Consider the following 15,599-nt stretch of genomic DNA (forward strand, 5'->3'; position numbering starts at 1 on the left):
CGCGGCAGCACCGGCCGGCGGATGCCCGTCGCCGGATGCCCGCCGCGGCCCTCTCACGATTCTTTTTGCAGGTGACTCAAGCAATGGCACAACCACGCCGAACTTCGAAGCAATCGAAACAAGCAGGAGGGACATTTCTTGGAATCGTGCTGGGCCTGATCGTCGGCCTCGCGATCGCGGTGGTGGTGGCGCTGTACATCACGCGTTCGCCGTCGCCGTTCGTGTCGAAGGTCGCGCCGCCGCCGGCCGACAACGGCGCGAGCCAGCCGCAGCAGTTCGACCCGAACCGCGCGCTGCAGGGCAAGACGCCCGGCCAGCCGGTGCCGCAGGCCGCGCAATCCGCGCCGCCCAACACCGCGCCCGGCCAGGCCGCGAACCAGACCCAGAACGGCCTGCTGCCCGAGCCGCAGATCGTCGAAGTGCCGCCGTCGGGCAACACGAACGGCGCCACCGGCTCGAACAACACCGCCGCGTCGAACAATCCGTCGTCGGGCAACGGCGTCGCCGTCGCACCGAAGCCGGCCGACACCACACCGCCGCCGAAGAAGACGCAGCAAGCGCAGCAGCAACAGCAGCAAGGTGGCGAGGACGACCTCGCACGCTTCGCCGCGCAGAAGCAGGCGCAGCAGGCCGCCGCGCAAAAGCAGCAGCAACAGCAGCAGGCCGCGAACGCGCCGAAGCCGACGTCGTCGGCCGCAGCCGCCGCGGCAACCACGGCGAAGCCGCCGACCGCGAACGACGCGAACACCGGCTACTTCCTGCAGGTCGGTGCATACAAGACGGAAGGCGATGCCGAGCAGCAGCGTGCGCGCCTCGGCTTCCAGGGCTTCGAGTCGAAGGTGTCGAAGCGCGACGTCAGCGGCGTGACCTACTTCCGCGTGCGCGTCGGCCCGTTCTCGAAGTTCGAGGATATGAACTCGGCCCGTCAGCGCCTGTCCGATGCAGGTGTCGACACGGCGGTGATCCGCTTCACGAAGCAGTAAGCCAACCGGCCGCGTCCACGCAGAACCCGTTACGTTCCGTAACCCGAGCAACTGATTCGACGTTCACAACATGAAAAAACTACTTAGCACGCTCCTTCTGTCCCTGGGCCTGGCCGCCGGCCTCGCGCAGGCTTCGCCTGCCGCGCCGGCCGCCGGCAAGGACTTCGAGGTGATGAAGTCGCCGCAGCCGGTGTCCGCGCCGGCCGGCAAGGTCGAGGTCATCGAGTTCTTCTGGTACGGCTGCCCGCATTGCTACGAATTCGAGCCGACGATCGAGGCCTGGGTGAAGAAACAGGGCAACAACATCGACTTCAAGCGCGTGCCGGTCGCATTCCGTGACGATTTCCTGCCGCACTCGAAGCTGTTCTACGCGGTGTCCGCGCTCGGCATTTCCGAGAAGGTCACGCCGGCGATCTTCAACGCGATCCACAAGCAGAAGAACTATCTGCTCACGCCGCAGGCGCAGGCCGACTTCCTGGCTACGCAAGGCGTCGACAAGAAGAAGTTCATGGACGCGTACAACTCGTTCAGCGTGCAGGGCGAGGTGAACCAGTCGGCCAAGCTGCTGAAGGACTACGCGATCGACGGCGTGCCGACGGTCGTCGTCCAGGGCAAGTACAAGACGGGCCCCGCTTACACGAACAGCATCCCGGGTACCGCGCAGGTGCTCGACTTCCTCGTGAAGCAGGTTCAGGACAAGAAGCTCTGATCCCCACCCGCGCGCCGGCATGACTACTCCGCTGAAGGTCTTCATCACCGGCGCGTCGAGCGGCCTCGGCCTCGCGATGGCCGAGGAATACGCCCGCCAGGGCGCCACGCTCGCGCTCGTCGCACGGCGCACCGATGCACTCGATGCGTTCGCGCGGCGGTTCCCGAAGCTGTCCATCTCCGTCTATTCCGCCGACGTGCGCGACGCCGACGCGCTCGCGACGGCCGCCGCGTCGTTCATCGCCGCGCACGGCTGCCCCGACGTCGTGATCGCGAACGCGGGCATCAGCCAGGGCGCCGTCACGGGCCAGGGCGATCTCGCCACGTTCCGCGACGTGATGGACATCAACTACTACGGGATGGTCGCGACGTTCGAGCCGTTCGTCGGCCCGATGACGGCCGCCCGCCACGGCACGCTGGTCGGCGTCGCGAGCGTCGCCGGCGTGCGCGGGCTGCCCGGCTCCGGCGCGTACAGCGCGTCGAAATCGGCCGCGATCAAGTATCTGGAAGCGTTGCGCGTCGAGCTGCGTCCGGCCGGCGTCGGCGTCGTGACGATCGCGCCCGGCTACATTCGCACGCCGATGACCGCGCGCAACCCGTACAAGATGCCGTTCCTGATGGACGCCGACCGCTTCGCCGCGCGTGCGGCGCGCGCGATCGCTCGGCAGCACGCGTTCCGCGTGATTCCGTGGCAGATGGGCGTCGTCGCGAAAGTGCTGCACGTGCTGCCGCGCTGGCTGTACGATCGCCTGTTCGAAAAGGCGCCGCGCAAGCCGAAGGCCGGCGCGCACTGAGTGCGTCGCGGATCCGGCGCGCGTCTCGCCGGATCGCTGTCGCGCCGCAGCCTGATCTGCATCGCCATACCGCGCGAATCCGCGCGGATCTCTCCCCTCGTGTCGCACCGCTGCGGCGACCTGTTGGTTCCATTGAGCGCGCTGCGCCGCGCATTTCCGTCGCGCATTCGCAGCCGCCCGCCTCGCCCCGACCCGGAACGTCGCCTCCCACGCCGCGCTCGCACTACCCGCTCCGCCGCATCAACACCCGTTCCGTCGCGAACGCAGCCGTTTTTCGGTCAATTCGCTGCGTTCCGACGCCTTTTTTCACGCGTCGCGCGCTTTGACGGTATCCTATTCGCCAGCCGCGCGGCCCTGCCCGCTTCCGGGCCGCGCCTGCCTCCGTCATCCAGCGAAAAACACACGCCACGTGGGAGATCCTATGCACGTCAAGCCGTTCGCCGTGGCCGCGCTCGCGGTCGCCCTTGCCGCCCCCGGCCTCGCCGCCGCCAAGCCGCTTACCGTCTGCACGGAATCGAGCCCGGACGGTTTCGACGTCGTGCAGTACAACTCGCTCGTCACGACCAACGCATCGGCCGACGTGATCTTCAACACGCTCGTGTCCTACGACGAAGCCGCGAAGAAAGTCGTACCCGCGCTCGCGGACAAATGGGAAGCGAGCGCCGACGGCCTCACGTACACGTTCCACCTGCGCCCGAACGTCGCGTTCCAGACCACCGACTACTTCAAGCCGGGCCGCGCGCTGAACGCGGACGACGTCGTGTTCACGTTCGCGCGGATGCTCGACGACGCGAATCCGTGGCACAAGGTGGCCGGCGCGAGCGGCTTCCCGCATGCGCAGTCGATGGGCCTCGTGAAGCTCGTGAAGTCGGTCACGAAGGTCGACGACAGCACGGTGAAATTCGTGCTGAACGAGCCGAACGCGACGTTCGTGCCGATCCTGACGATGGGCTTCGCGTCGATCTACTCGGCCGAATACGCGGACCAGCTGCTGAAGGCCGGCAAGCAGGCCGACCTGAACGCGAAGCCGGTCGGCACCGGCCCGTTCGTGCTGAAGAGCTATACGAAGGACGCGCTGATCCGCTACGACGCGAACTCGACGTACTGGGGCACGAAACCGAAGGTCGACCGGCTGATCTACGCGATCACGCCCGACCCGTCGGTGCGCCTGCAGAAGGTGAAGGCCGGCGAATGCCAGATCGCGCTGTCGCCGAAGCCGCAGGACGTGCTCGCCGCGAAGGGCGAAAACGCGCTGAAGGTCGTGCAGACGCCCGCGTTCATGACCGCGTTCGTCGCGCTGAACACGCAGAAGAAGCCGCTCGACAACGACAAGGTGCGCGAGGCGCTGAACCTCGCGTTCGACCGCGCGACCTACCTGAAGGTCGTGTTCGACAACACCGCGACGGCCGCGAACAATCCGTATCCGCCGAACACGTGGAGCTACGCGAAGGACGTCGCGCCGTATGCGTACGATCCCGCGAAGGCGAAGCAGCTGCTCGCGCAGGCCGGCTTCCCGAACGGCTTCTCGACGACCATCTGGACGCGCCCGACCGGCAGCGTGCTGAACCCGAACCCGAAGGTCGGCGCGGAACTGCTGCAGGCCGACCTCGCGAAGGTCGGCGTGAAGGCCGAGGTGAAGGTGATCGAATGGGGCGAGCTGATCAAGCAGGCGAAGCTCGGCCAGCATGACATGCTGTTCATGGGCTGGGCCGGCGACAACGGCGATCCGGACAACTACCTGTCGCCGCTGTTCAGCTGCAACGCGGTGAAGTCGGGCATCAACTTCGCGCGCTTCTGCGACGCGCAGCTCGACAAGCTGATCGCCGACGGCAAGTCGACCGCGGATCAGGCCAAGCGCGCGAAGCTGTACGAATCGGCGCAAAAGATCATCCACGATCAGGCGCTGTGGATTCCGCTCGGCTACCCGACCGCGGCCGCGTTGACGCGCACGAACGTGAGCGGCTATCACGTGAGTCCGTTCGGCCGGCAGAACTTCACGACGGTCGCCGTGCAGTAACCGTGCGTGGCGCGCAAGCGACGGCGTTCGCGCCGCTCGCTTGCGGCCCGCGCGCCGCGCTTGCTACACTGCGCGCTCATTCCTCATACCGGACGCCAGCCAAAGTGAACAACTAAGCCTTCCCGAAATGTTTTCGCCGCCCGTGCCACGCACGCCGCGCGCGAAGGTCTTCATGCATTTTTGGAGGTGCTTATGGCTGCAGCCACGCCCACCGGCGCGCTCGTCGCGCTTCATCACGTTTCCTTCCGCTTCGACGACGGCGTCACGCTGTTCGATTCGCTCGACCTGTCCATCGACCGCACGCCGACCGGCATCGTCGGCCGCAACGGCGTCGGCAAGAGCCTGCTCGCGCAACTGATCGCGGGGCGGCGCACGCCGAGCGCGGGGACGATCGAGCGACATACGCACGTCGTCTACGTCGCCCAGCAGCACGATCTCGACCGCGACGACGCGGCCGCCGCCCCGCCGACCGTCGCGCAGATCGCGGCGCTCGATGCGCCGCTCGGCGCGCTCGCGCGTCTCGCGGACGGTCGTGCGACGCCGCACGACTTCGACCTGATCGGCGATCGCTGGGATCTCGCGGAGCGGCTGCGCACGGCGCTCGACGCGGCCGGCCTGCACGACGTCCACGCCGACATGCCCGCGCATGCGCTGAGCGGCGGCCAGCTCGCGCGCGTCGCGCTGATCGGCGCGCTGCTGTCGGGCGCCGGCCTGCTCGTGCTCGACGAACCGACCAACCATCTCGACGCCCCGGGCCGCGCGTGGCTGCGCGCGGCGCTCGACGGTTGGCGCGGCGGCGTCGTCATCGTGAGCCACGACCGTGCGCTGCTCGCCGGCGTGCAGCGCATCGTCGAGTTGACGCCGCACGGCGCGCGCTCGTATGGCGGCAATTACGCGCTCTACCGCGCGCAGCGCGACGCGCAACAGGAGGCCGCACATGCGGCGCTCGACCATGCGCGCACCGAGCGCGGGCGCGTGCGGCGCAGGCTCGAACAGGAACACGACACGATCCAGCGCCACGCGGCCGCCTCGCTGCGCGACGCGAAGACGGCCAACCTGTCGTCGATGGCGCGCCAGAGCCGCAAGGGCGCGGCGCGCGCGATCATGGGGTCGGTCCGGCGTCATCAGAGCGACTTCAAGGCGACACTCGACACGCGCGTGCAGGAGGCAGCCGCGCGCATCGAAGCCGACGCGCCGGTGCTCGTCTCGCTGCCGGGCACGGAAGTCAGCGCGCGCCGCCAGCTGTTCACGCTCGAGCGCGCGCGATTGCCGTGGCGCGTCGCGGGCGACGCCGACGCGATCACGTGGTCGGCGAGCGGCGCCGTGCGCATCGCGCTGACGGGCCCGAACGGCTGCGGCAAATCGACGTTGCTGAGGATGCTCGCGGGCGAGCTCGCGCCGCGCTCAGGTACCTGCACGACGCACGTGAGCGCCGCGTATCTCGACCAGCGGCTCGCGCTGCTCGACCCGGAGCGCTCGATCGTCGAGCAACTGGGCCTGCTCGATACGCCGCTCGCCGAAGGCGATCTGCGCAGCCGTCTCGCGCTGCTGCAGCTCGACGCGACGCGCGCGACGCAACCGGCGCGGCAACTGAGCGGCGGCGAACGGCTGAAGGCCGCGCTCGCCTGCGCGTTGTGGCGCGGCACGCCCGCGCAATTGCTGCTGCTCGACGAGCCGACCAATCACCTCGATCTCGAATCGGTGCGCGCGATCGAAGCGGCGCTGGCCGGCTTCCCCGGCGCGATCGTGGTCGCGTCGCACGACGCCGCGTTTCTCGCGGCGCTCGAACCGACGCACACGATGCAATGGCATCGCGACGGGTGGCGCTACGAACCCGCCGCGTGATTGGCGCTGACGATCACTTATCTGTGCGCGCACCGCCCGAAACGACGAATTTCTGCGTGAAGAGACGCTCCGATTCCCGCAGGCCTTCCTCCGTCAGGAGGACAGATTTCGCCTTGTTGATCGAGTCGCCGATCAACCCGCGCTCATGCAACCGATTCAGCACATCCCAATCGAAGCCTTTCCATGCGCGATTGCCGTCGTGCAGCGTCAGACGCAAGAGCGCGAGGACGGTGTCGTCGACTGCCTGCAGATCGATATTCATTTCCATGCCCTCCCGTGCCTGTCAGCCGGATCACGCGTCGAGCTTCCCGAGCAGCTTGATGAAATTGCGCTTCGCGCGGTAGGTCTTGCGAATCGCTTCGAGTTCGTCGTCGAATACCGTCTGCTGGCGATGCGCAACGCGCAGCGCGCGAATTTCGCGCACGACGCCGAACGCCTCGTCGTATCGTGCGCTGCCCGCGCCATGGTCGAGCGCGAACGGCAGATAGCGGTGATACAGCGCGATCGCGTCCTCGGGATGCGTCTTCGCCCGCGCAGCGGCCACCGCCGGCCATACGAGGGCTTCGACCGGCCCCTCCTGGAACGCGGCCCACGCTGCGTTGTCGTCCCGCTCCGCAAGCAAGAGCTTCACCAGCTCGGTGCGCGGCGGCGGTTCCCAGCGTCGTGCGCCGTTGCCGGGCCTCCCGGCCGCTTCGCGCTTGCGAGCAGCAGACTGCAGATGCGAGATCGCGCGCGCCTTCACGGTAGCGTCCCGCCCCGTCCGCTTTGCGACCTTCATCAATGCACGGAATGCGTCGGCCGTCGGGTGGTCCGCGAAGCGCTCCCACGCCAGTGCGTCTGCTCGATCGAACGCACGCCGGCGCAAATATTCGTCGATGCAGAAGCCCATCAGCCGATCGTCGTGCCGGTCCTTCATCTCGCGCATTCCGCGTTCGGCCCAGGCCAGCCCTTCATCGAATCGACGGTGCTCCGCGCACAGTTCCGCGATCTGCGCATACCGGTACGAAGCGGACAGATCCTTCGACCAGATGCCGATCAGCGCGTCGACATCACCATCGTGCCTCGCCAGCGACTCCAGCGCATGCTCGAGATTCAGGCGCGCCGTTTCGTACGAGCCCCGATCGTCCCGCCCCGGCAGCAGCGGCGGCAACTCGGCCCAACGAGCCTCGACCTGTTCCCGATAATGGGTCAGACCCGCATCGCCCAATACTTCCGCATAGGCCGGCACCACGTCGCGAAACGTATCCCACTGCCCGCCGGCCTGCAGGCGGAACAGGCGTTCGGCCAGTTTCACCGGATCCGGCCGCGTCTGAATGCATGCGTCGAGATGCAATGCCGCGAGTTCCTCAATCCCCGGCGCCACGCTGCCGTCCGAGTCGTCGATCTGCTCGAGACTCGCTTCGGCCTCGGCAATCGCCAGTTCCGCCAGCTCGACCACCTGCGCGGCATGGGATCTCGTCAGTTGCCGCCGCAGCATGTCGGCGAGCTCGAACAGGCCTTCTCCGTAGGTGTGCGCCTCGTCCCAGCCGAGCGGCCGCGACACGCGCGCCAGTTGTCGGACGGCGGCACGCAGGCTCGCCACATCATCGACATTCGCGCTGCGTGCGTCGAACAGCAGCCTGTCTCGCAACGAGCGGTCGCGCTCGGCCGCATCGAGCAGCCAGTGCCGCAACGCGCGCTCGTCGAGCGTCTCCAGATAGTCACGAATCAGCTCCGTCTGCGTCTTGCGCTTGCGACGCGGCTTCGACGACGGCTCGCGCTCCGCTTCACGGAAGACTTCCTCTCCGCTGTTTTCGAGCCACGACAACGCGACGGCCACCGCATGCTTGCAGAACGCGCCTTCGCCGCCCACCGGGCAATTACACGTGTAGCCGAGCGTGTCGTCGTCGCCCACCGACAATTCGACGCGATAGCGATACGTGCCGCGCACGGTCGCCGACAGCTCGCCGTCGCGCTCGGTCAGCCGCGAGACGGCGCCGTCGTGGTAGTACGCGGTACCGCGCTCGAAGGATTTCGGGTCGGCCAATGCGCGTATTTCCGCGAGCGTGATGACGTCGGCTAGAGAGGTATTGCGAGACATGGATCGCTACGGGTATTCGGATCGGGATCTGGAAATCGCACCAAAGCGCGCCGCGCAACTGCGCCAATGCGCATGCTCACGGTCGCACGAAGCGAATCACGCCGTCGTCCCCCTGCTCGCGCACGAGCTCGCCCGCGAGCCACAGCAGGTTCAGGTGCGCGAGCGCCTCGCCGAGCGCGAAGGTCATCTGGTGGATGTCGAGCTCGCGGCGGCGGAACATGATCGGCACGATGTCGGCCGCGCTCATCGGCTGCTCCGCGCACGCGACGCGCACTTCGGCCAGACGCGCATCGTGGTGCTCGCGCAGTTGCGCGATGCGCGTGCGCACGCCGCGGAACGGCTTGCCGTGCGACGGCAGCACGAGCGTGTCGGGCGCCATCGTCTCGTAGCGGCCGAGCGATTCGAGGTACAGCGCGAGCGGGTTCGCTTCCGGCTCGAGATCGAACACCGACACGTTCGTCGAGATGCGCGGCAGCACCATGTCGCCGGAAATCAGCACGCCGTCCGCTTCGCTGTGAAGCGCGCAATGTTCAGGCGAATGGCCGAAGCCGGTGACGACGCGCCACGTGCGCGCGCCGATCGTCACCGCGTCGCCTTCGCGCAGGCGCCGGTAGCGCGGCGGCACGGCCGGCACGAGGTCCGAGTAATAGCCGCGGCGGTTGCGCAGCTTGTCGAGCGCGGCCGGATCGGTCAGCCCGTGGCGCGCGAAGTGCTCGGCAGCCGCCGCGCCGCCCGCGTTCGAACCGTTGCCGGCCGCCATCAGGCAGCCGAACAGATATTCGCCGAGCGTCATCCACAGCCGCACGTTCCAGCGGCCCTTGTCGCCGCCTTCGCACAGCCAGTTCGCGAGGCCGAAGTGGTCGGGGTGGCAGTGCGTGACGAGCACGCGCAGCACGGGCAGGCCGTCGAGCTGCGTGTCGAAGATCTGCTCCCAGTGCGTGCGGATCGCGTCGGACGAGATCCCGCAATCGACGATCGTCCAGCCGGCCTGCCCGTCGATTTCGTCGCGCAGCAGCCAGAGATTGATGTGGTCGAGCGAGAACGGCAGCGGCATGCGCAGCCAGCGCACGCCGGGCGCGACCTCGAACGTGTCGCCCGCGGCGGGCAGCGTATCGGCGAAGGGATAGTCGAGTTGGTGTTCCAGGGCGTTCATCGGTGGGGCGTCTCGTCGTTATCGTGCGAATGCGCGCCGGCGGCAGGCGCGGCGGGCGGTGCGTCGATTCTATCGCCGTCGCGCGAAACAGGTTCTCGACGACCGCCGGCCCGCCGCAAAAAAGTTCGTGTCAGAATCGGCTCCGTACCCGTATCTTTACGCGAAGATGCACCGAACGGCACCCAACGGCGAACAACACGCCGATTGACGGCCGCTCGCGCGTCACCCCGAAAGTCATTGAAACGCCGACTTGGGCGCTAAAATGGCGGGTGCTTACAGCCCCTTGAACGAGCCTGCACGCGATGAATCACTTCCCCAAACTGCTGTCGTCGCAGATCGGTTTCGACGTCGCGCAGACGATGCTCGAATACTTCGATCGCCATTACCGGATCTTCCGCGAAGCGGCGGTCGATGCGAAGACGCTGTTCGAGCGCGGCGACTGGCACGGGCTGCAGCGGCTCGCGCGCGAGCGGATCACGTCGTACGACGATCGCGTGAAGGAATGCGTCGAGGTGCTGGAAGACGAATACGACGCGGAGAACATCGACGACGAAGTGTGGCAGCAGATCAAGCTGCACTACATCGGGCTGCTCACGTCGCACCGCCAGCCCGAGTGCGCGGAAACCTTCTTCAATTCGGTGTGCTGCAAGATCCTGCACCGCTCGTATTTCAGCAACGATTTCATCTTCGTGCGCCCGGCGATCTCGACCGAGTATCTGGAGAACGACGAGCCGGCCGCGAAGCCGACCTACCGCGCGTACTATCCGGGCACCGACGGGCTCGCGGTCACGCTCGAGCGCATCGTCACGAACTTCCAGCTCGAGCCGGCGTTCGAGGATCTCTCGCGCGACATCGGCTGCGTGATGCAGGCGATCGACGACGAATTCGGCCGCTTCGACGAAGCGCCGAATTTCCAGATCCACGTGCTGTCGTCGCTGTTCTTCCGCAACAAGAGCGCGTACATCGTCGGCCGCATCATCAACGCCGACCGCGTGCTGCCGTTCGCGGTGCCGATCCGCCACGTGCGCCCGGGCGTGCTCGCGCTCGACACCGTGCTGCTGCGCCGCGACCTGCTGCAGATCATCTTCAGCTTCTCGCATTCGTACTTCCTCGTCGACATGGGCGTGCCGTCCGCGTACGTGGATTTCCTCTGCACGATCATGCCGGGCAAGCCGAAGGCCGAGATCTACACGTCGGTCGGGCTGCAAAAGCAGGGCAAGAACCTGTTCTACCGCGACCTGCTGCACCACCTGTCGCATTCGAGCGACCGCTTCATCATCGCGCCCGGGATCAAGGGCCTCGTGATGCTCGTGTTCACGCTGCCGTCGTTCCCGTACGTGTTCAAGATCATCAAGGATCACTTCCCGCCGCCGAAGGAAACGACGCGCGCGCAGATCATGGAGAAGTACCAGCTCGTGAAGCGCCATGACCGCCTCGGGCGGATGGCCGACACGCTCGAGTATTCGAGCGTCGCGCTGCCGCTCGCGCGGCTCGATCATGCGCTCGTGCGCGAACTCGAGAAGGAAGTGCCGTCGCTGCTCGAGTACGAGGACGACAAGCTCGTGATCGAGCACCTGTACATCGAGCGCCGGATGACGCCGCTGAACCTGTATCTGCAGAACGGCAGCGACGCGGACGTCGAGCACGGCGTGAAGGAATACGGCAACGCGGTGAAGGAGCTGATGAAGGCGAACATCTTCCCCGGCGACATGCTGTACAAGAACTTCGGCGTCACGCGCCACGGCCGCGTCGTGTTCTACGACTACGACGAGATCGAGTACCTGACCGACTGCAACGTACGACGCGTGCCGCCGCCGCGCAACGAGGAAGACGAACTGTCCGGCGAACCGTGGTATACCGTCGGCCCGCACGACATCTTTCCGGAGACCTACGGGCCGTTCCTGCTCGGCGACCCGCGCGTGCGCGACGTCTTCATGAAGCATCACGCGGACTTTTTCGATCCCGTGCTGTGGCAGGCGAGCAAGGACAAGCTGATGCAGGGCGAATTGCCCGATTTTTATCCGTACGACACGGCCCTGCGCTTCAGCGTGCGCTACCCCGCGCGCTTCGACGCGACGGGCCGCAACGACGGCGCAGGCGACGCGCAGCGCGCCGCCTGACGCCGGCAACACCCGATCCGATATCGACTTGATTTCCGCCAACGGAATCCACACCGATGACTACCCAAGACAATCCGCTTTCACATCTGTTCGACAATAACGATGCCTGGGTCAAGCGCCAGCTCGCCGACGATCCCGATTTCTTCGCACGGCTCGCCGACCAGCAGGCGCCGGAATATCTGTGGATCGGCTGCTCCGATTCGCGCGTGCCGGCGAACCAGATCATCGGCCTGCCGCCGGGCGAAGTGTTCGTGCACCGCAACATCGCGAACGTGGTCGTGCACAGCGACCTGAACTGCCTGTCGGTGATCCAGTTCGCGGTCGACATCCTGCGCGTGAAGCACATCATGGTCGTCGGCCACTACGGCTGCTCGGGCGTGAACGCGGCGCTGCACAACCGCCGCGTCGGCCTCGCCGACAACTGGCTGCATCACGTGCAGGACGTGCGCGAGCGCCATGCGGCGCTGCTCGACGAATGGCCGGTCGGCGAAGCGCGGTATCGCCGCCTGATCGAGCTCAATTCGATCGAACAGGTCGTCAACGTGTGCCGCACGACGATCGTCAACGACGCGTGGGCGCGCGGCCAGTCGCTCACCGTGCACGGGCTCGTGTACGGCGTGCACGACGGCCGGATGCGCAACCTCGGGATGTCCGTGTCGAACTTCGACGCGCTCGACGCCACCTACAAGCGCTGCGTGGCGGCGCTGACCGCACGCGGCCAGCACGCGCCGGACAACGACATGGTCGCGGCGGACGCGGCACGGCTCGAGGACGTCGCGCAGGCGGTCGCCGCCACGCTGAAGCCGTGCGACGACGCGCAGTAACGTGCAGTGACGCGCCAGTCGCCTGACGGCGGCTGCCACGCGGGCGCGGCGCGCATCGAACGAATCTGACACCGGCACTGCCTCGGCGGCGCCTACCCAAGGAGCGACGGCATGAAAACCGTATTGATCGTCGGCGCATCGCGCGGCCTCGGCCGCGAATTCGTCCGGCAATACCGGCGCGACGGCTGGAACGTGATCGCCACCGCGCGCGACGCGGCGTCGCTCGATGCGTTGCGTGCGCTGGGCGCGCAGCCGCATGCGCTCGATATCGCGCAGCCCGCGCAGATCGCGGCGCTCGGCTGGAAGCTCGACGGCGAGCGGCTCGATGCGGCCGTGCTCGTGTCGGGCGTGTACGGGCCGCGCACCGAAGGCGTCGAGACGATCACCGCCGAGGATTTCGACGCGGTGATGCATACGAACGTGCGCGGGCCGATGCAGTTGCTGCCGATCCTGCTGCCGCTCGTCGAGGACGCGCGCGGCGTGCTGGCCGTCGTGTCGAGCCGGATGGGCAGCATCGCCGAGGCGACCGGCACGACCGGCTGGCTGTACCGCGCGAGCAAGGCCGCGCTGAACGACGCGCTGCGCATCGCGTCGCTGCAGACGCGCCATGCCGCATGCATTGCGCTCCATCCCGGCTGGGTGCGCACCGACATGGGCGGCGCGCAGGCCGCGATCGATCCGGAAACGAGCGTGACCGGCATGCGTCGCGTGATCGCCGAATCCGGTTCGGACGTGTCTCAGGCGAACGGCCGGTTCTTCCAGTACGACGGCATCGAGCTCAGTTGGTGAGCCGCGCCGGCAACCGGGCGTTGTTAATTCACATTGCGCATGATTTCGAACCGACCTGACGCGTGCCCGTGCGGCGGCGCATCCCCCGCGCCCGCCGGCAACGCGCCGGCACCGCGCTACGCGGCCTGCTGCGGCCGCTTCATCAACGGCGGCGAAGCCGCCCCGACCGCACTCGAATTGATGCGCTCGCGGTACAGCGCGTACGTGCTCGGCGCGACCGATTACCTGCGCGCGACATGGGCCGCGCGCACCTGCCCGCCCGATCTCGACACCGACCCTGACGCGCCGGACGCGCCGCGCTGGCTCGGCCTCGCGGTCAAACGGCACGTACCGCTCGACGACCGGCACGCGGAGGTCGAATTCGTGGCGCGCTACAAGGTCGGCGGACGCGCTTACCGGCTGCACGAGACGAGCCGTTTCGAGCGCGACGAGCAGGGATTCTGGCGCTATGTCGACGGCGAAGTAAGTGAACGCTGACAAATAGTTGCCATGTCAGACGCCGGGTAATTCCCGCATTGCACAACCTGATTTTGTCGGGCTACGATGGGCTCAACTTGGTCATGTTGCATGGCAGGGCTTACGGATGGCGTTCAGCAAGGTATTGGTGGGATGGATGGCGGCGTGTGCGCTGTCGGCCGCTCAGGCCGGTACGCTGCCGAGCGCCATTACGGGTGTGGGCGCCAGCGGGTCGCTCGCTCATGCCGAGCATTTCGACTACGCCGACTCGAACCTGCCGCAGGTCGCCGCCGATCTCAACGAGCAGATCCTTCGCATTCCGGCCGATGCGTCGGGCGCCATCACGCTCGAGGCCACGCTGTTCAAGCCGAACGGCCCCGGCCCGTTCCCGCTCGTCGTCTTCAACCACGGCAAAAATACCGGCGATCTCCATCTGCAGCCGCGCAGCCGGCCGCTCGCGTTCGCGCGCGAATTCGTGCGCCGCGGCTATGCGGTGATCGCGCCGAATCGCCAGGGCTTCGCCGGTTCCGACGGCACGTACCAGCAGGAAGGCTGCAACGTCGGCAAGAACGGCCTCGCGCAGGCCGCCGACGTCGATGCGACGGTGCGCTACATGTCGCGCCAGCCGTACGTCGATGCGTCGCGCATCGTCGTCGCCGGCACGTCGCACGGCGGGCTCGCGTCGGTCGCGTACGGCACCGAAGCCGCGGCCGGCGTGCGCGGCATCATCAACTTCTCCGGCGGGCTGCGCCAGGACCTGTGCGACGGCTGGCAGCGCAACCTCGTCGACGCGTTCGACCACTACGGCGCGCATACGGCCGTGCGGTCGCTGTGGCTGTACGGCGACAACGATTCGGTGTGGACGCCCGCGCTGGTCGCGCAGATGCACGATGCATACGTGTCGCACGGCACGCAGGCCCGCTTCATCGATTTCGGCCGCTACAAGGACGATGCGCACCGGCTGATCGTCGATCGCGACGGCGTGCCCGTGTGGTGGCCGGCCGTGAACGCATTCCTCGCCGAACTGAACCTGCCGACCGCGGTGCGCTATGCGGTCGCGGACCCGCACGAGCCGAAGGCCACCGGCTACGCGTCGATCGATGCGGTCAACGCGGTGCCGTACGTCGACGAAGCCGGCCGCGAAGGCTATCGCCGCTTCCTGAACCAGCATCCGAGCCGCGCGTTCGCGGTGTCGTCGGAAGGCGCGTGGTCGTGGGCCGAAGGCGGCGACGACCCGATGGCGCTCGCGCTCGACAACTGCGCGAAGCAAGGCGCCGGCGCGTGCCGGCTGTATGCGGTCAACGACCGCGTCGTGTGGAACGCCAACACGACGCAGACGGCCGACAACGGCGACGATCGCACCCGCGATACCGATACGCGCGCGCTGGCTTCGCGCTGACGCTCGGCTGTCGTTCCTCTCGCTTCCCCTTTGCGCACCGTCGATTCAAGATCATCGCGGTGCTCCGCCGCATGCTCGTCAAATCGAGCACGCGCCGCGTAATGCTCGTTTTTACGAGCAATCGACTTGAATTCGCGCCAGATCTCGTCCAGCCGTCCGGGCCTTCCGCGCCCCTGTCGAACTGACGATGCACGAAGCAAGACCGCCCCTCGTCGCCGCCAAACCCGCACCATCATCGTTCCCCATATTTCGCCACCCGGCCGCCCCTCGCCCAGCGATTTTTTCTGTCGGGGGCGTCACTCGAACGTCGTCATCTGCGCGCATTTCGCCCGATCCGCCGCGTTCCGTTCCGAGCCCCTCCGAACTGCGTCGAACTCCCGCCCAGCAAGGCTGTGCGGCGTTTGTAACCGCTAGTGCAACGCGCGGCGGAA

General features: G+C 67.3%; 13 protein-coding genes. 10 read left to right on the top strand and 3 right to left on the bottom strand.

Features of this window, described 5'->3' with window-relative positions; all coding sequences use genetic code 11:
* Window positions 1–83: 83 nt before the first annotated feature.
* From HWX76_RS26930 to HWX76_RS26950, 5 genes are all read left to right on the top strand, one after another.
* Window positions 84–983, top strand: coding sequence for an SPOR domain-containing protein (locus HWX76_RS26930; protein WP_124630934.1), 900 nt, complete (start codon window positions 84–86; stop codon window positions 981–983).
* 70 nt (window positions 984–1,053) lie between these two features.
* Window positions 1,054–1,692 carry a thiol:disulfide interchange protein DsbA/DsbL gene (locus tag HWX76_RS26935; protein WP_011694426.1) on the top strand — a complete coding sequence of 213 codons (639 nt, stop codon included), beginning with the start codon at window positions 1,054–1,056 and terminating at the stop codon, window positions 1,690–1,692.
* A gap of 19 nt (window positions 1,693–1,711) precedes the next feature.
* Window positions 1,712–2,485 (top strand): SDR family oxidoreductase, encoded by a 774-nt coding sequence (locus HWX76_RS26940; RefSeq protein ID WP_176016578.1) that lies wholly within the window; start codon window positions 1,712–1,714, stop codon window positions 2,483–2,485.
* Window positions 2,486–2,906: 421 nt separating this feature from the next.
* Window positions 2,907–4,502 carry an ABC transporter substrate-binding protein gene (locus HWX76_RS26945; RefSeq protein ID WP_050017793.1) on the top strand — a complete coding sequence of 532 codons (1,596 nt, stop codon included), beginning with the start codon at window positions 2,907–2,909 and terminating at the stop codon, window positions 4,500–4,502.
* Between the two features lie 192 nt (window positions 4,503–4,694).
* Window positions 4,695–6,347, top strand: a complete 1,653-nt coding sequence (locus HWX76_RS26950) for an ABC-F family ATP-binding cassette domain-containing protein (RefSeq protein WP_050017792.1) — start codon at window positions 4,695–4,697, stop codon at window positions 6,345–6,347.
* Between the two features lie 13 nt (window positions 6,348–6,360).
* Here HWX76_RS26950 and HWX76_RS26955 read toward each other — a convergent pair whose 3' ends face one another.
* The 3 genes from HWX76_RS26955 to HWX76_RS26965 form a co-directional block, all read right to left on the bottom strand.
* Entirely contained in the window at window positions 6,361–6,609 is a 249-nt protein-coding gene (locus HWX76_RS26955) for a DUF6429 family protein (protein ID WP_176016579.1), read from the bottom strand.
* Between the two features lie 30 nt (window positions 6,610–6,639).
* On the bottom strand, window positions 6,640–8,427 hold the full coding sequence (locus HWX76_RS26960) for a DUF6880 family protein (protein ID WP_089488861.1): 1,788 nt from the start codon (window positions 8,425–8,427) through the stop codon (window positions 6,640–6,642).
* Between the two features lie 76 nt (window positions 8,428–8,503).
* Window positions 8,504–9,580, bottom strand: coding sequence for an MBL fold metallo-hydrolase (locus HWX76_RS26965; RefSeq protein WP_050017789.1), 1,077 nt, complete (start codon window positions 9,578–9,580; stop codon window positions 8,504–8,506).
* A 302-nt stretch (window positions 9,581–9,882) separates the two neighbouring features.
* Here HWX76_RS26965 and aceK point away from each other — a divergent pair, with 302 nt between their 5' ends.
* The 5 genes from aceK (at window position 9,883) to HWX76_RS26990 (ending at window position 15,168) form a co-directional block, all read left to right on the top strand.
* Window positions 9,883–11,700 (top strand): bifunctional isocitrate dehydrogenase kinase/phosphatase, encoded by a 1,818-nt coding sequence (aceK, locus tag HWX76_RS26970; RefSeq protein WP_050017788.1) that lies wholly within the window; start codon window positions 9,883–9,885, stop codon window positions 11,698–11,700.
* Window positions 11,701–11,756: 56 nt separating this feature from the next.
* Window positions 11,757–12,524: a carbonate dehydratase gene (gene can / locus HWX76_RS26975; RefSeq protein WP_050017787.1), complete on the top strand. Its 768-nt coding sequence runs from the start codon at window positions 11,757–11,759 to the stop codon at window positions 12,522–12,524.
* Between the two features lie 111 nt (window positions 12,525–12,635).
* Complete coding sequence (locus tag HWX76_RS26980; protein ID WP_050017786.1) at window positions 12,636–13,313, top strand: SDR family oxidoreductase; 678 nt, start codon at window positions 12,636–12,638, stop codon at window positions 13,311–13,313.
* 39 nt (window positions 13,314–13,352) lie between these two features.
* Window positions 13,353–13,790: a YchJ family protein gene (locus tag HWX76_RS26985; protein ID WP_176016580.1), complete on the top strand. Its 438-nt coding sequence runs from the start codon at window positions 13,353–13,355 to the stop codon at window positions 13,788–13,790.
* A gap of 106 nt (window positions 13,791–13,896) precedes the next feature.
* Window positions 13,897–15,168: a CocE/NonD family hydrolase gene (locus HWX76_RS26990; RefSeq protein ID WP_176016581.1), complete on the top strand. Its 1,272-nt coding sequence runs from the start codon at window positions 13,897–13,899 to the stop codon at window positions 15,166–15,168.
* The last annotated feature ends 431 nt before the right edge of the window (window positions 15,169–15,599 follow it).

The organism is Burkholderia sp. BCC0398 (assembly GCF_902833245.1).
GTDB classification, from domain to species: domain Bacteria; phylum Pseudomonadota; class Gammaproteobacteria; order Burkholderiales; family Burkholderiaceae; genus Burkholderia; species Burkholderia sola.

What these genes read in the sequence shown, in the direction of transcription:
- HWX76_RS26930 (WP_124630934.1), top strand. Translation starts at nt 84, where the DNA reads ATGGCACAACCACGCCGAACTTCGAAGCAATCGAAACAAGCAGGAGGG.
- HWX76_RS26935 (WP_011694426.1), top strand. Translation starts at nt 1,054, where the DNA reads ATGAAAAAACTACTTAGCACGCTCCTTCTGTCCCTGGGCCTGGCCGCC.
- HWX76_RS26940 (WP_176016578.1), top strand. Translation starts at nt 1,712, where the DNA reads ATGACTACTCCGCTGAAGGTCTTCATCACCGGCGCGTCGAGCGGCCTC.
- HWX76_RS26945 (WP_050017793.1), top strand. Translation starts at nt 2,907, where the DNA reads ATGCACGTCAAGCCGTTCGCCGTGGCCGCGCTCGCGGTCGCCCTTGCC.
- HWX76_RS26950 (WP_050017792.1), top strand. Translation starts at nt 4,695, where the DNA reads ATGGCTGCAGCCACGCCCACCGGCGCGCTCGTCGCGCTTCATCACGTT.
- HWX76_RS26955 (WP_176016579.1), bottom strand. Translation starts at nt 6,609, where the DNA reads ATGAATATCGATCTGCAGGCAGTCGACGACACCGTCCTCGCGCTCTTG.
- HWX76_RS26960 (WP_089488861.1), bottom strand. Translation starts at nt 8,427, where the DNA reads ATGTCTCGCAATACCTCTCTAGCCGACGTCATCACGCTCGCGGAAATA.
- HWX76_RS26965 (WP_050017789.1), bottom strand. Translation starts at nt 9,580, where the DNA reads ATGAACGCCCTGGAACACCAACTCGACTATCCCTTCGCCGATACGCTG.
- aceK (WP_050017788.1), top strand. Translation starts at nt 9,883, where the DNA reads ATGAATCACTTCCCCAAACTGCTGTCGTCGCAGATCGGTTTCGACGTC.
- can (WP_050017787.1), top strand. Translation starts at nt 11,757, where the DNA reads ATGACTACCCAAGACAATCCGCTTTCACATCTGTTCGACAATAACGAT.
- HWX76_RS26980 (WP_050017786.1), top strand. Translation starts at nt 12,636, where the DNA reads ATGAAAACCGTATTGATCGTCGGCGCATCGCGCGGCCTCGGCCGCGAA.
- HWX76_RS26985 (WP_176016580.1), top strand. Translation starts at nt 13,353, where the DNA reads ATGATTTCGAACCGACCTGACGCGTGCCCGTGCGGCGGCGCATCCCCC.
- HWX76_RS26990 (WP_176016581.1), top strand. Translation starts at nt 13,897, where the DNA reads ATGGCGTTCAGCAAGGTATTGGTGGGATGGATGGCGGCGTGTGCGCTG.